Origin of the sequence: Pseudomonas sp. NPDC077186, assembly GCF_044543505.1 — a bacterium.
GTDB lineage: Bacteria > Pseudomonadota > Gammaproteobacteria > Pseudomonadales > Pseudomonadaceae > Aquipseudomonas.
Window position 1 is genome coordinate 1,219,513 of the sequence record NZ_JBITWE010000001.1, and the last position, 15,005, is coordinate 1,234,517.

14 protein-coding genes are annotated in these 15,005 nt (G+C 68.4%); 8 read left to right on the forward strand and 6 right to left on the reverse strand.

Annotation, left to right across the window (positions count from 1 at the left end):
• Positions 1 to 18: 18 nt before the first annotated feature.
• Positions 19 to 951, reverse strand: coding sequence for a lipid A biosynthesis lauroyl acyltransferase (locus ACIGKL_RS05790; protein WP_397485737.1), 933 nt, complete (start codon positions 949 to 951; stop codon positions 19 to 21).
• A gap of 150 nt (positions 952 to 1,101) precedes the next feature.
• On the opposite strand from ACIGKL_RS05790, the gene minC reads away from it, so the two are divergent.
• The 6 genes from minC (at position 1,102) to lpcA (ending at position 5,997) form a co-directional block, all read left to right on the forward strand.
• Entirely contained in the window at positions 1,102 to 1,827 is a 726-nt protein-coding gene (minC, locus tag ACIGKL_RS05795; RefSeq protein WP_397485738.1) for a septum site-determining protein MinC, read from the forward strand.
• 175 nt (positions 1,828 to 2,002) lie between these two features.
• On the forward strand, positions 2,003 to 2,815 hold the full coding sequence (gene minD, locus ACIGKL_RS05800; RefSeq protein WP_397485739.1) for a septum site-determining protein MinD: 813 nt from the start codon (positions 2,003 to 2,005) through the stop codon (positions 2,813 to 2,815).
• Positions 2,816 to 3,070 (forward strand): cell division topological specificity factor MinE, encoded by a 255-nt coding sequence (gene minE / locus ACIGKL_RS05805; protein ID WP_021443221.1) that lies wholly within the window; start codon positions 2,816 to 2,818, stop codon positions 3,068 to 3,070.
• Between the two features lie 158 nt (positions 3,071 to 3,228).
• Positions 3,229 to 3,864: an RluA family pseudouridine synthase gene (locus ACIGKL_RS05810; RefSeq protein ID WP_397485740.1), complete on the forward strand. Its 636-nt coding sequence runs from the start codon at positions 3,229 to 3,231 to the stop codon at positions 3,862 to 3,864.
• A gap of 241 nt (positions 3,865 to 4,105) precedes the next feature.
• Positions 4,106 to 5,395, forward strand: coding sequence for a M18 family aminopeptidase (locus ACIGKL_RS05815; protein ID WP_397485741.1), 1,290 nt, complete (start codon positions 4,106 to 4,108; stop codon positions 5,393 to 5,395).
• A 14-nt stretch (positions 5,396 to 5,409) separates the two neighbouring features.
• Entirely contained in the window at positions 5,410 to 5,997 is a 588-nt protein-coding gene (gene lpcA, locus ACIGKL_RS05820) for a D-sedoheptulose 7-phosphate isomerase (protein ID WP_397485742.1), read from the forward strand.
• 16 nt (positions 5,998 to 6,013) lie between these two features.
• Here lpcA and ACIGKL_RS05825 read toward each other — a convergent pair whose 3' ends face one another.
• The 5 genes from ACIGKL_RS05825 to ACIGKL_RS05845 form a co-directional block, all read right to left on the reverse strand.
• Entirely contained in the window at positions 6,014 to 6,433 is a 420-nt protein-coding gene (locus ACIGKL_RS05825; protein ID WP_397485743.1) for a group 1 truncated hemoglobin, read from the reverse strand.
• Between the two features lie 2 nt (positions 6,434 to 6,435).
• On the reverse strand, positions 6,436 to 7,287 hold the full coding sequence (locus ACIGKL_RS05830; protein ID WP_397485744.1) for a DUF3034 family protein: 852 nt from the start codon (positions 7,285 to 7,287) through the stop codon (positions 6,436 to 6,438).
• Between the two features lie 3 nt (positions 7,288 to 7,290).
• Positions 7,291 to 9,630: a putative bifunctional diguanylate cyclase/phosphodiesterase gene (locus ACIGKL_RS05835; RefSeq protein WP_397485745.1), complete on the reverse strand. Its 2,340-nt coding sequence runs from the start codon at positions 9,628 to 9,630 to the stop codon at positions 7,291 to 7,293.
• Positions 9,617 to 10,303, reverse strand: coding sequence for a methylamine utilization protein (locus ACIGKL_RS05840; protein WP_397485746.1), 687 nt, complete (start codon positions 10,301 to 10,303; stop codon positions 9,617 to 9,619). Before ACIGKL_RS05840 ends, ACIGKL_RS05835 begins: the two co-directional genes overlap by 14 nt.
• Before the next feature lie 137 nt (positions 10,304 to 10,440).
• A complete protein-coding gene (locus tag ACIGKL_RS05845) occupies positions 10,441 to 11,190 on the reverse strand; it encodes an AraC family transcriptional regulator (protein WP_031304255.1) in 750 nt (249 codons plus the stop codon).
• Positions 11,191 to 11,549: 359 nt separating this feature from the next.
• On the opposite strand from ACIGKL_RS05845, the gene ACIGKL_RS05850 reads away from it, so the two are divergent.
• On the forward strand, positions 11,550 to 12,254 hold the full coding sequence (locus tag ACIGKL_RS05850; RefSeq protein WP_397485747.1) for a hypothetical protein: 705 nt from the start codon (positions 11,550 to 11,552) through the stop codon (positions 12,252 to 12,254).
• Positions 12,255 to 12,329: 75 nt separating this feature from the next.
• The gene (lon, locus tag ACIGKL_RS05855) at positions 12,330 to 14,726 is read left to right on the forward strand and encodes an endopeptidase La (protein ID WP_397485748.1); all 2,397 of its coding nucleotides are present in this window, start codon (positions 12,330 to 12,332) and stop codon (positions 14,724 to 14,726) included.
• Positions 14,727 to 15,005: the final 279 nt, after the last annotated feature.

Genomic DNA, 15,005 nt, shown 5'->3' on the forward strand with positions numbered 1-15,005 from the left:
TATCCGAGTATAGGCGAGCTACTTGCGCTTCCCGTAGAGCTTGGCCTCGCCCTCGGGGCGGGTCTTGAAGCGCCGGTGCGCCCACAGGTACTGCTCGGGGCAGACGCCGACCACCTGCTCGATCCACTGGTTGATGCGCAGGCAGTCGGCCTCCTCGCTGTCGCCGGGAAAGTCCGCCAGCGGCGGGTGGATGCTCAGGCGATAGCCACTGCCGTCGGCCAGGCGCTGCTGGGTGAAGGGAATCACCCGCGCCTTGCCCAGGCGGGCGAACTTGCTGGTGGCGGTGACGGTGGCGGCGGGGATGCCGAACAGCGGCACGAAGATGCTCTGCTTGCGCCCGTAGTCCTGGTCAGGCGCGTACCAGATGGCGCGGCCGGCGCGCAGCACCTTGAGCATGGCACGGATGTCCTCGCGCTCGATGGCGCTGGCGTCGAGGTTGTGCCGCTCACGGCCGCGGCGCTGGATGAAGTCGAACAGCGGATTCTTGTGCTCGCGGTACATGCCGTCGATGGTGTGGCGCTGGCCGAGCAGCGCGGCGCCGATCTCCAGGGTGGTGAAGTGCACCGCCATGAGGATCGCGCCCTGGCCTTCGACCTGCGCCTGCTTGAGGTGCTCCAGCCCCTCGATATGCGCCAGCGGCGCCAGGCGCGCCTTGGGCCACCACCAGCTCATGGCCATCTCGAAGAAGGCGATGCCGGTGGAGGCGAAGTTCTCCCTGAGCAAGCGTTCGCGCTCGGCGGCGCTCAGCTGCGGGAAGCACAGCTCCAGGTTGCGCGCGGCGATGCGTCGGCGCGAGCCGGCCGTGCGGTACATCAGCCAGCCCAGCGCGCGCCCGAGCCGCAGCAGCACCGCGTAAGGCAACTGCACCATCAGCCACAGCAGGCCCAGGCCGAGCCATAGCGGCCAGAAACGCGGGTGGAGGAAATAGGCGCGAAAACGGGGGCGGTCCATGAAAGGTTTCCGGTCACTGGCAAAGCCGCGCATTCTAACAGGCTGGCGCGGCGCCGCGATTGCCGGATGGCTCGCGGCTTGCGGCTTGCAGCTCGAATCGCTATAAGTCCGGGCACCTTTCCGACTCGCCACAAGGCCCATCGCCCTCCCATGAGCCAAGCCGACCTCCTCGCCCAAGACCCCGTGTTCCAGCTCAAGGGCAGCATGCTCGCCATCACCGTGATGGAACTGGCGCACAACGACCTGGCCCGCCTCGACGCGCAACTGGCGGAAAAGGTCGCCCAGGCCCCGGCCTTCTTCAGCAACACCCCGCTGGTGCTGGCCCTGGACAAGCTGCCGGACGGCGAAGGCGAACTGGACCTGGCCGAGCTGATGGCCCTGTGCCGCCGCCACGGTCTGCGCACCCTGGCCATCCGCGCCAGCCGCGAGGCCGATATCGCCGCCGCCGAGGCCATGGATCTGCCGGTGCTGCCGCCCTCCGGCGCGCGCGAACGACCGCTCGACCCGGCACCCAAGAAGGTCGAGAAGCCGGCCGAACCCGAGCACAAGCCGAGCAAGATCATCACCAGCCCGGTGCGCGGCGGCCAGCAGGTCTACGCCCAGGGCGGCGACCTGATCGTCCTGGCCCCGGTCAGCGCCGGGGCGGAACTTCTCGCCGACGGCAACATCCATGTTTACGCGCCCATGCGCGGTCGCGCCCTGGCCGGCGTCAAGGGCAACGGCAAAGCGCGGATTTTCTGTCAGCAAATGGGCGCCGAAATGCTGTCGATCGCCGGTCATTACAAGGTCGCCGAAGACCTGCGCCGCGACCCGCTGTGGGGCGATGCGGTGCATGTCAGCCTGTCGGGTGACGTGTTGAACATCACCCGCCTTTAACGGATACTGCGGCCAATTTTCAGGGACACAAAAGAACGCCGGGAGCGTTTTTTGACGTCGCCCTGCGACGGCCCGGAGGGTGGCCGCCGGGGACGGCAGGACACAAAAAGGGCATCTGGAAGCCTAAGACGCCTACGGATTCCCGCTTTTTCTTCATTTCTTGGGGTGAATCACCTTGGCCAAAATCCTCGTAGTCACTTCCGGCAAGGGTGGCGTCGGTAAAACCACCACCAGCGCTGCCATCGGTACCGGCCTCGCCCTGCGCGGGCACAAGACCGTCATCGTCGACTTCGACGTCGGCCTGCGTAACCTCGACCTGATCATGGGCTGCGAACGCCGCGTGGTGTACGACTTCGTCAACGTGGTCAACGGCGAAGCCACCCTGACCCAGGCCCTGATCAAGGACAAGCGCATCGAGAACCTGTTCGTGCTGGCCGCCAGCCAGACCCGCGACAAGGACGCGCTGACCCAGGAAGGCGTGGAGAAGGTGATCGGCGAACTGTCGCAGACCTTCGACTACGTGGTCTGCGACTCGCCGGCCGGTATCGAGAAAGGCGCGCACCTGGCCATGTACTTCGCCGACGAGGCGATCGTCGTGACCAACCCGGAAGTCTCCTCGGTGCGCGACTCCGACCGCATGCTCGGCCTGCTGGCGAGCAAGTCGCGCCGCGCCGAGAAGGGCGAGGAGCCGATCAAGGAACACCTGTTGCTGACCCGCTACAACCCCGAGCGCGTGACCAAGGGCGAAATGCTCGGCGTCGAGGACGTCGAGGAAATCCTCGCCATCCGTCTGCTCGGTGTGATTCCCGAGTCGCAGGCGGTGCTCAAGGCCTCCAACCAGGGCGTGCCGGTGATCCTCGACGAGCAGAGCGACGCCGGCCAGGCGTACAGCGACGCGGTCGAACGCCTGCTCGGCAAGGAAGTGCCGCATCGCTTCCTCGACGTGCAGAAGAAAGGACTCATGCAACGCTTATTCGGAGCTCGCTAAATGAATATTTTCGACTTCTTTCGCGAACGCAAAAAGGAAACCCCGGCGTCGATCGCGAAAGAGCGTCTGCAAATTATCGTCGCCCACGAACGCGGCCAGCGCAGCCAGCCGGACTACCTGCCGGCGCTGCAACAGGAACTGGTCGAAGTCATCCGCAAGTACGTCAATATCGACTCGGATCAGGTGCAGGTCGCCCTGGAGAACCAGGGCAGTTGCTCGATCCTGGAGCTCAATATCACCCTGCCGGATCGCTGAACACCCACGCAAGCCAAGCGAATGGCGGCCCCAGTGGCCGCCTTTTTATTAGGCTGCGAACTGCGGCCGTTGTAGGAGGGGCTTTAGCCGCGACAGGTATTCAACAGCCATCGCGGCTAAAGCCCCTCCCACCCTCAATGACCAATCAACCAGTTGCCATGCCGCTCAGCCAGATCGAAATACTCCACCAGGACGCCGCCCTGCTGGTGATCAACAAGCCCACCCTGCTGCTCTCGGTGCCCGGCCGCGCCGAGGACAACAAGGACTGCCTGGTCACCCGCCTGCAGGACAACGGCTACCCCGAGGCGCGCATCGTCCACCGTCTGGACTGGGAAACCTCCGGCATCATCGTGCTGGCCCGCGACGCCGACAGCCACCGCGAGCTGTCGCGCCAGTTCCACGACCGCGAGACCGAGAAGGCCTACACCGCGCTGTGCTGGGGCCAGCCCGAGGGCGACAGCGGCAGCATCGACCTGCCGCTGCGCTACGACCCGCCGACCAAGCCGCGCCACGTGGTCGACCATGAGTTGGGCAAGCACGCCCTGACCCACTGGCGCGTGCTCGAGCGCTGCGGCGACTGGTGCCGGGTCGAGCTCACCCCCATCACCGGCCGCTCACACCAGTTGCGCGTGCATATGCTGTCCATCGGCCACCCGCTGCTCGGCGACCGCCTCTATGCCCACGCTCAGGCCCTGGCCGCCCATGACCGGCTGTGCCTGCATGCCAGCATGCTGGCCCTGACCCACCCGCAGAGCGGCGAACGCCTGCGCTTCGAGTGCCCGGCGCCGTTCTGATAGCCCGCCCGGTGCGCACAGCGCACCCTACCGTAGGGTGGATGACGCCTTTTCATCCACCGTCCTGGCGCCTTGGTGGATCGGTGAAGCGTGATCCACCCTACACGTTGCCGTGCGCACCGCCTCTTCTCTGCGGCCTTTGCCGGTGCGCGCAGCGCACCCTACCGCCGCAAACGAGCGCGCCGCCGGCACAGGCCGAGGCAAATTGGGTAAACTCGCGCCATCGCTGTCCGGAGTCCCTATGCGCGAAGAACTGAATCAAGGCCTGATCGATTTCCTCAACGCCTCGCCTACCCCCTTTCACGCCACCGCCAGCCTGGCCATGCGCCTGGAGGCGGCCGGTTATCGTCACCTCGACGAGCGCGCGCCCTGGCACACCGAGGCCGGCGGCCGCTACTACGTGACCCGCAACGACTCCTCGCTCATCGCCTTCAAGCTGGGCAAGCGCCCCACCGTCGACGGCGGCATTCGCCTGGTCGGTGCGCATACCGACAGCCCCTGCCTGCGGGTCAAGCCCAGCCCGGAACTGCAGCGCCAGGGCTTCTTCCAGCTCGGCGTGGAAGTCTACGGCGGCGCTCTGCTCGCCCCCTGGTTCGACCGCGACCTGTCGCTGGCCGGCCGCGTGACCTACCGCCGCGACGGCAAGGTGGAGAGCCAGCTGATCGACTTCTACCAGCCCATCGCCGTGATCCCCAACCTGGCCATCCACCTCAACCGCGAGGCCAACCAGGGCTGGGCGATCAACCCGCAGAACGAGTTGCCGCCGATCCTCGCCCAGCTGGCCAGCAGCGAGACCGCCGACTTCCGCGCCCTGCTCAGCGAACAGTTGGCCATGGAGCACGATTTCAACGCCGATGCGGTACTGGACTACGAGCTGAGCTTCTACGACACCCAGAGCGCCGCCATCGTCGGCCTCAACCAGGATTTCATCGCCGGCGCGCGCCTGGACAACCTGCTGTCCTGCTACGCCGGCCTGCAGGCGCTGATCGACTCCAGCGACGAAGAAACCTGCGTGCTGGTCTGCACCGATCACGAAGAGGTCGGCTCCTGCTCGGCCTGCGGCGCCGACGGCCCCTTCCTCGAGCAGGTGCTGCGCCGCGTGCTGCCGGAGGGCGACGCCTTCGTGCGCAGCATCCAGCGCTCGCTGCTGGTGTCGGCCGACAACGCCCACGGCGTGCACCCCAACTATGCCGACAAGCACGACGGCAACCACGGGCCCAAGCTCAACGCCGGCCCGGTGATCAAGATCAACAGCAACCAGCGCTACGCCACCAACAGCGAGACCGCCGGCTTCTTCCGCCACCTGTGCCTGGAGAACGAGGTGCCGGTGCAGAGCTTCGTGGTGCGCAGCGACATGGCCTGCGGCTCCACCATCGGCCCGCTCACCGCCAGCCAGCTGGGCGTACGCACCGTCGATATCGGCCTGCCCACCTTCGCCATGCACTCAATCCGCGAACTGGCCGGCAGCCACGACCTGGAGCATCTGGTGAAAGTGCTGAGCGCCTTCTATTCCAGCCCTGAACTCCCCTGAGGTTCTGAGACGCGATGATCGAACATATCCGCAACAGCCTGCAGGAAGCCCAGCGCGCGCTGGAGGCCTTCCTCGCCAACCAGCAGACCCTGGACAATATCCAGCAGGCCGCCGAGCTGCTGATCGAAAGCTTCGAGGCCAAGGGCAAGGCGTTCTCCTGCGGCAACGGCGGCTCGATGTGCGACGCCATGCACTTTGCCGAGGAGCTGACCGGGCGCTACCGCAACAACCGCCCCGGCATCGCCGCGGTGTCGATCAGCGACCCCAGCCATATCAGCTGCGTGGCCAACGACTTCGGTTACGACCATATCTTCTCGCGCTATATCGAGTCCCATGGCCGCGAAGGCGACGTGCTGATCGCCATCAGCACCAGCGGCAAGAGCCCCAACGTGGTCAAGGCTGCCGAAGCGGCCAAGACGCTGGGTGTGAAGGTGATTGCCCTGACCGGCAAGCCCGGCTCGCTGCTGGAAAGCCTGGCCGACGTGTGCATCTGCGCCCCCGGCGGCGACTACGCCGACCGCGTGCAGGAGCTGCATATCAAGGTGCTGCACATCCTCATCGAGCTGATCGAGCGCAAGCTCAGCCCGCAGAACTACGCCTGAACCGGCACCCCGCTCGCTAGCGGTCGATCACCTGCCCGCGCATCGGCGCCAGGCGCGCCAGCAGGCGGTTCTGCGCCGGCGTCGGCACGCCCTCGGCCTCCATCGCGTCCTGCAGGTGCTCGACCAGGGCGTTGAAATCGCTGGGGGTCAGGCGCATGCCCTTGTGGCTCTCCTCCATGCTATCGCCGGTGTAGACGCAGGGGCCGCCGCTCTCGAAGCACAGCTGCTCGATGAGCTTCTCACGCAGGCGCTCGATGTCGATATCGAGAAAGTGCCGGGCGATGCGCGGATCGCGCGCACTGCCCAGCAGCATGCCCTCGACGATGCGCACGATACCGGGCTCCGCGCCCAGGGCGCGGTACAGGCCGTCGTCGCGCGGCGCCTGCTGGGCGCAGGCCGCCAGCAGCAGCGGCAAACAGAGCATGGCCAGGCGCATGTTCAGAAACTCCCCTGCACGGACAGGTAGACGCCGTCCTGGTTGTCCAGCGTGGCGATCTCGCCGAGCCGCGCGTAGGCCAGCACCAGGGCCAGGTTCTTGTTCGGGAAATAGCCGACGAACAGATCGGCCCAGTCGCTCTCGCCGGCGAAACTCAGGTTGTCGGGCTTTTCCCGGTACTCGATGCCCACCGCCCAGTGCCGATCCAGCAGCACCGCAAGCGAGCCCTCCTTGAGCCAGGAATGGCGGTCGCGGCGGTCGCCGCCGAAGCCCAGCAGACCCAGTTCGTTGGCCCGGCTGTAGCGCAGGTTGGCGTTGAGCAGCAGGTTGTAGCCGAAGGCGCCGCCGAGAATCAGCCGGCTGGCCGCCAGGTAGCCTTCGCTGTCCTCGCGGCGCTGCGCGCCGACCAGGCTGGGCACCAGGAAGTCGCGCTGGCGCTTGTGCTGCAGGCCGAGGGCAATCTGCGGCAGACGGTCGTAGATCAGGTCGCCGGCCAGGCGCAGCTTGAGCCCGAGCACGTCCTGGCTGAGGCTGTTGTCCGGCAGGCGCAGGTCGCGCGCCAGGGTGCCGAGGTCGAAGCGCTGGCGCGCGTAGGACAGCTCGATGCGGTTGCCGTAGGCCGCCGCCACGCCGGCCACGTCGAGGCGGTAGTCGCCGGTCTCGACGCGGGTGGCGAACAGATCCGCGCCCCACTCGCCGCGCTCGCCGTAACCGGCCAGCACCGCCCAGGGCATGATCCCGCCGCCGGCGGCGCCCTCCAGGCTGGTGGCGCCGCCGGTGGCCAGCAGGCGGCCGTCGCCGGCGGCGGCCAGCTCGCAACACAGGCCCAGGCCCAACAGATAAGCGAGTCGCATGCTTCAGTGCACCTTGCTCAGGGGGGAACGATAGGGTTGCGCCAGCCAGGCCTCGAAGGCCGCGGCGGCCAGCGGCCGGCTGATCAGGTAGCCCTGCGCGGTGTCGCAGTGCCAGCGCTGCAACAGGCTCAGGCTGGGTGCCAGTTCGACGCCCTCGGCCACCACCTTGAGGCCCAGGCTATGGCTCATTTCGATGGTCGAGCGGACGATCACCGAATCCTCGCTGTGGTCGTCCAGCTCGCGGACGAAACTCTGGTCGATCTTCAGCTCCTGCACCGGCATGCGTTTGAGCTGCGCCAGCGAGGAGTAGCCGGTGCCGAAATCGTCCACCGACAGGCCGATGCCGCAGCCGCGCAGGCCATGCAGCACCTGCAACGCGCGTTCGGGGTCGAGCATCACGCCGCTCTCGGTGATCTCGAAGATCAGCTGCTCCGGCGCCACCCGGTAGTGCGCCAGCAGCGCGCCGACCCGCGCCGGCAGGCCGGCGTCGAGCAGGTCCTCGGTGGAGATGTTCAGCGACAACTGCACCCAGACGCCGCGCCCGTCCCATTCCTGCAGCTGGCGCATGGCCTCCTCGATGACCCAGGCGGTGAGCAGCTGGATGCTGCCGGTGCGCTCGGCCAGCGGGATGAACTCGCCGGGCGAGACCATGCCCAGCTGCGGGTGCTGCCAGCGCAGCAGGGCCTCGGCCTGGCGCACGCGACCCTCGCGGATATCCAGCTTGGGCTGGTAGTGCAGCAGCAGCTGGCCCTGCGCGGCGGCGTGGCGCAGGTCGCGGATCAGGCAGATCTGCCGCTGCTGGGCGGCGTCGCGGCCCTGCTGGTAGAGCTGCAGGCGCCCGGGGTGCTGGGCGGCGTCCTGCATGGCGATGCGCGCGCGGCGCAGCAGATCGTCCGGGGTGATGCCGTCGGCCGGGTAGGCGGCGATGCCGATGCGGCAGTCCAGGGCGACGTCCAGGGTGCCGATGCGCAGCGGCTTGAGCAGCAGCTGGTGCAGGCGGTCGGCGCTGGCCACCGCGCTGTCGCCGTCGCACTGCTCCAGCAGCAGGAGGAACTCGTCGCCCAGCAGGCGCGCCAGGCTGTCGCCGGGGCGCAGGGTCGCCTGCAGGCGCCGGGCCAGTTGCTGCAGGGCCAGGTCGCCGCCGCCCTGACCGCAGCTCTCGTTGATCGCGGCGAAGTTGCCGACGCCCAGGTACAGCAGCGCGGTGGGGCGCCCGGCGGTGATCGCGCTGCCCAGGCGTTCCAGCGCCAGGGTGCGGTTGGGCAGACCGGTCAGCGCGTCGTGCAGGGCGTTGTGCGCCAGCTGCCGCTCGCGTTCGGCGATGCCGCGCTGCATGTCGTTGACCGCCAGCGCCAGCAGGCCCAGCTCGTCGCTGCGGGCCAGGGCCACCGGCTGCTGGTAGTCGCCGCGGCCGATGCGCTGGGCGGCGGCGGCCAGCTCGCGCACCGGCCGCGACACGCTGCGCGCCAGCAGCAGCGCGCCGATCAGCGAGGCGAGCATGGCCCCCAGGCTGATCAGCAGGATGCGCCGATCCAGCGGCGCGAACGCCGCCTCGGCCTCGCCGAGGGATTTGTGCAGCAGCGCCTCGACCCGGTAGCCGGGGCCGCTGGCCAGCTGCAGATGCTGGCCGAAGTAGTGCTCGCTGCCGTCGTCGAGGCGCTGCGGTATCGCCCCGGCCGCCGCCATACGCGCCTCCAGCAGGGCCTGGGCGCTGGCCGGCAGGGTGCTGATCCAGGTCGGCGCAGCGCCGTCGCGACTGGCCACCAGGCTCAGTTCCAGGTGAGTCAGCTCGCGCAGTTGCAGGGCGAATTCGCGGTCCACGGCAAAGCCCATCAGCAGCCGGGCGATCGGCAGCGGCGCGCTCACCGTGGCATCCACCAGCAGGTAGATCTGCCTGCCGATGGGCAGCAGGAACAGCCGTGGGCCGTCGCCGCGCGGCAGCTGCAGCTGGCCGCCGAGCCGGGCCACGGCCTCGGCGTCGATGCCCGGGTCGGTGCTCACCTGCAGGCTGCCGTCGAGGCCCAGCAGGAACACCGCGCCGGCGTTGATCCGCGCGCCCTGGTTGGCCAGCGCCGACCGGATGGTCGGCGCATCGCCGCTGGCCACCGCGTCCTTGAAGCCGAAATCGGCCGCCAGCACCTGGGCGGCCTGCTGCAGCTGGTCGCTGCGCAACGCCAGCAGTTGCTCGAAGACCCGGCTGCCGACGTTCAGCTGTTCCTGCGCCTGGGCGCGCAGCGCGGCATCGGTGGCCGCCTTCACCGCGACATAGAGGGCGCCGATCACCACCAGCAGGAGCAGGACGAGGACGCCGGCGATGCGCGCCTGGAAACTACTGCGCAGCATCTTCGGCGGCTTTCCTGAAGGCCTCGCCGAACGCGCTCGGCGCCGGCGGCGCGGGCGGCTCGGTGGGGCCGCTGCTGGCCAGGACGAAACGCTGGCTCAACGCCTGTGCGTCCACCTGCAACTCGCCGGCGGCCTGCGGCAGCAGCTGCGGGTTGCCCGGGTGCCACAGGGTCACGGCGTAGCGCCCGGCCGGCAACTCGGCGATGGCGGCGCGGCCGCGTTCGTCGCTGACGGCGAACCAGGGGTCGTCGGTGACGTAGATATAGCCGAGCATCCAGTCGTGGATATTGCAGCCGAGCACCACCAGCCCGGGCTTGTCGAACAGCACCGGTTCGCTCGGCGTGCCCTGGTACAGGCGCAGCTCGAAACGCTTGGCCGGCGAGAAGGAATAGACCTGGTGGCGGATGTCGTCGCTATTGGGAAAGGCCACCGAGGTGCCGGTGCGCACCGCCAGCACATGGGGCAGGAACTGCTTGTTGCGCTGATCCATGCGCGCCGGCGACGGCGCCTGGGGCGCGTCCAGCGGGCCGCGCAGGCTGATCACCGCATCGGCCAGCGGCTGGCCGGCGGCGTCCACCAGCTCGGCCTGCAGCGCCGCGGCATGCGCCGGGCCGGGCAGGAGCAAAGCGGCGAACAGAACGAGGGAGAGCAGGCGGGAATTGAAACCTGTCATGCGCGTACCTTGGCCCGAGCCGGCGGCCGAGCGTTCACAGGATTACATGCCGTCCTGGCAACCGAGTTTGGCGTACTGAGGTGACAGCCTAGCTGGCCGGCGGCGAACCGGCCAGCGGCAATTGGCCAGCAGCGGCGCTATTCGCTGCGCAGGCGCTTGGGCGTGAGGCCGAGGTAGCGGCGCATCGCCGTGGTCAGCGCGCTCTGGCTGGAGAAGCCGCATTCCTCGGCGATGCGCACCAGCGGCAGCTTGCTCTCGCGCAGCAGCCGCGCGGCGCGGTCGAGGCGGGTCTTGAGCAGGTACTGGTGTGGAGTGAGGCCGACGCTGTCCTTGAACTGGGCGTGGAAATGGCTGGGGCTCAGGCACATCACCTGGGCCAGTTCGGCGACGCTGATGCGCCGCGCCAGGTGCTCGCCGATATAGCTGTCCAGGCGCTGCAGGTCCAGGCTGCCCTGCGGCCGCCAGCGTTGCTCGCCGAACAGGCGCAGGTGCAGCGCACGCAGCAGCACGCCGCCGAGGGAACGGGCGAGGATCGAGTCGCTGCCGTAGCGCTCCAGCTCGGCACCGGCGTAACTCAGCAGGTGCTGGAAATCGACGTCCAGCGCCGGGTAGCGAGGGGTCTCGAACAGGCGGTGGAGCAGTTCCAGGTCTTCGCTGGGGGTGTCCTGCTCGTCCAGGTCGAGGATCAGCATGCGGTTGTCGCCCATGCCGGCGAACTGGTGGGCGGCGTCGCCCGGCACCAGGCAGGCGCGCATGCGGCACACCTCACCGCCGCGGCCGCCGACCTCGAATTCGGCGCGGCCGACCAGGGACATCACCAGCTGGTGATGGTCGTGGGCATGGACATGAGCCTGTTCATCCAGGCGGATCACTCGGGCTTGCAGCATCGCGAAAGACTGGCGGCTCGAAACAAGGGTTGCACTTTACTCCTTAATCGCAAAAAACGCCGCAACCCACGACCAGCGGACGGGTTGCACCTTTTACATGTCATGCACCAGATTGGACGCCGAACGCGCGCCTAGCCCCTTTAGCGGGCACACCCGACGCGGCGTCGCACTGCTCGGGCCCGCCATCGGGGAAATCGTCATTCCCGCGCAGGCGCCCCCGTAGTGCCTGGGCTCCCGCCTGCGCGGGAGTGACGGCAAATGGCCTTTCTCAGGGGTTCTGCCGACGGCTGGCAGGAGAGTTGCTTGAACCTGTCCTAATCGACATGGCTCAGCCAGCGGATTCAACCAAGCGAGGCCCCATGAATCTGGAACTCTGTATCGCCCTGGCCCTGGGCGCCGTGCTACTGGCCCTCGGCCACTGGCTCAGCCAGCGCGCCGAACGCCGCCACCACCTGGCCCTGGGCCAACTGGAAAGCCAGACCCTGCAACGCTGCCTGGAACTGCTGCAGGCGCTGCAGAAGCATCGCGGCCTCGGCGCGCAGAAAGACATCGCCAGCGTCAGCCAGCGCAACGCCCTGGCCCGCCAGCTCGACGCGCTGTGGCTGAACTGGCCCGGCGCCAGCCTGCAGCTGCCGGCGCTGCAGCAGCACTGGCCGCAGCTGCGGCGCAAGCCCGCCGACTTCGAGGCGCACAGCAAGCTGATCGAGGGCCTGCTGGAAGCCATCGGGCAGCTGGAAGACCGCCTGTTCCAGCACGAACACCCGGCCATCCGCGGCCTCGGCGAGGCCTGCCGCGCCCTGGAAGACCTCGCCCGCCTGCGCGGCCTGGCGGTGCGCGCGGCCAACTACTCGCGCTGCCCGCCCGGGCTGCAGATGCAGCTGCGCTTTCTCTGCGAGCGCCTCGACGAACAGGACCAGGACCAGCCGCTGCACGCCCTGCTCGAGCGCCTGCGCCAGGAGCTGATCGACGCGCCGCAGGTGCGCCTGGCCCCCGCCGACTGCTTCGCCCTGCTCACGCCGCTGATCGAGCAGCGAATGCAGGGGATTCGCCTGAACCTCGCCTAACTCGCCCAAACAGCGCCGTTGAAAAACCCCGAGCACCGCCCCATCTAGCACTCAACGTGCAAGCAAAGGTGCTCCATGAACGATCAGGACATCACCCCCGACGCCGCCGCAGAAGGCGCCCAGACGCACGGCACCAGCCTGGTGCTGCCCGCCCAGCGCCTGCCGGACAAGCTCTACGTCATCCCCATCCACAACCGCCCGTTCTTCCCCGCTCAGGTGCTGCCGGTGATCGTCAACCAGCAGCCCTGGGGCAAGACCCTGGAGCGCGTCGGCAACACCGAGCACCGCTGCCTGGCGGTGTTCTACGTCGACACCCCGCCCGGCGACGGCGGCGAATTCGACCTCGACAATCTGCCCGCGCACGGCACCCTGGTGCGCGTGCACCACGCCAGCGAGGACGGCGGCAAGCTGCAGTTCGTCGCCCAGGGCCTGGCGCGGGTGCGCATCCGCGGCTGGCTCAGCCGCAAGCCGCCGTACCTGGCCGAGGTGGAGTACCCGCAGGCACCAAACGACCCGCGCGACGAGGTCAAGGCCTACGGCATGGCGCTGATCAACGCGATCAAGGAGCTGCTGCCGCTCAACCCGCTGTACAGCGAGGAGCTGAAGAACTACCTCAACCGCTTCAGCCCCAACGACCCCTCGCCGCTCACCGACTTCGCCGCCGCCCTCACCACCGCGCCGGGCGCCGAGCTGCAGGAGGTACTGGATACCGTGCCGATGCTCAGGCGCATGGAGAAGGTGCTGCCGCTGCTGCGCAAGGAGGTCGAGGTGGCGCGCCTGCAGAGCGAGCTGTCGGCCGAGGTCAACCGCAAGATCGGCGAGCGCCAGCGCGAATTCTTCCTGCAGGAACAGCTCAAGCTGATCCAGCAGGAGCTGGGCATCGTCAAGGACGACCGCAGTGCCGACGCCGACGAGTTCCGCGCCCGCCTGCAGGGCAAGACCCTGCCCGAACAGGCGCGCAAGCGCATCGACGAGGAGCTGAACAAGCTGGCCATCCTCGAGACCGGCTCGCCGGAATACGCCGTCACCCGCAACTACCTGGACTGGGCCAGCGCCCTGCCCTGGGGCGTCTACGGCCAGGACAAGCTCGACCTGGGCCATGCGCGCAAGGTGCTCGACCGACACCACGCCGGCATGGACGACATCAAGCAGCGCATCGTCGAATTCCTCGCCGTCGGCGCCTTCAAGGGCGAGATCGCCGGCAGCATCGTGCTGCTGGTCGGACCGCCCGGGGTGGGCAAGACCAGCATCGGCAAGTCCATCGCCGAAAGCCTCGGCCGGCCCTTCTATCGTTTCTCGGTCGGCGGCATGCGCGACGAGGCGGAGATCAAGGGCCACCGCCGCACCTATATCGGCGCCATGCCCGGCAAGCTGGTGCAGGCACTGAAGGAAGCCGAGGTGATGAACCCGGTGATCATGCTCGACGAGATCGACAAGATGGGCGCCAGCTACCAGGGCGACCCGGCCTCGGCGCTGCTGGAGACCCTCGACCCGGAGCAGAACGTCGAATTCCTCGACCACTACCTGGACCTGCGCCTGGACCTGTCCAAGGTGCTGTTCGTCTGCACCGCCAACACCCTCGATTCGATTCCCGGGCCGCTGCTCGACCGTATGGAGGTGATCCGCCTGTCCGGCTATATCACCGAGGAGAAGCTGGCCATCGCCAAGCGCCACCTGTGGCCCAAGCAGCTGGCCAAGGCCGGCGTGCCCAAGGCACGCTTGGGGATCAGCGACGCGGCGCTGCGGGCGGTGATCGAGGGCTATGCCCGCGAGGCCGGCGTGCGCCAGCTGGAGAAGCAGCTGGGCAAGCTGGTGCGCAAGGCGGTGGTGAAACTGCTGGACGATCCCGAAGCGAAGCTCCGCATCGGCGCCAAGGACCTGGAGGAAGCCCTGGGCATGCCGGTGTTTCGCAACGAGCAGCTGCTGGCCGGCACCGGCGTGATCACCGGGCTGGCCTGGACCAGCCTGGGCGGCGCCACCCTGCCGATCGAGGCGACGCGCATCCACACCCTCAACCGCGGCTTCAAGCTTACCGGCCAGCTCGGCGAGGTGATGAAAGAGTCGGCGGAGATCGCCTACAGCTACGTCAGCTCGCACCTCAAGCAGTACGGCGGCGACCCGAGCTTCTTCGACCAGGCCTTCGTCCACCTGCACGTGCCGGAGGGCGCCACGCCCAAGGACGGCCCCAGCGCCGGCATCACCATGGCCAGCGCCCTGCTTTCCCTGGCGCGCGGCCAGGCGCCATCGAGACGCGTGGCGATGACCGGCGAATTGACCCTGACCGGCCGGGTGCTGCCTATCGGCGGGGTACGCGAGAAGGTGATCGCCGCGCGCCGGCAGAAGATCGCCGAGCTGATCCTGCCCGAGGCCAACCGCGGCAGCTACGAGGAGCTGCCGGACTACCTCAAGGAGGGTTTGACCGTGCACTTCGCCCGCCGCTACGCCGACGTGGCCAGGGTGCTGTTCGATTAAGGGCGGCTGTAATCGCCGGGCGGAGCGCTGCGCGCTCCCTGTTGGGCTTCGCTGCGCTCAGCGCCAACCTACCCGGTGGCCTGCGCCTGGCCAATGCAGCCTGTAGGTTGGGCTGAGGAGCCTGCGACGAAGCCCAACGGAGGATCATCGGGACGCCAGGGGATCGCCGGGCGAAGCCCTTCGGCTCCCTGTTGGGCTTCGCTGCGCTCAGCGCCAACCTACCCGGTGGCCTGCGCCTGGCCAATGCAGCCTGTAGGTTGGGCTGAGGAGCCTGCGACG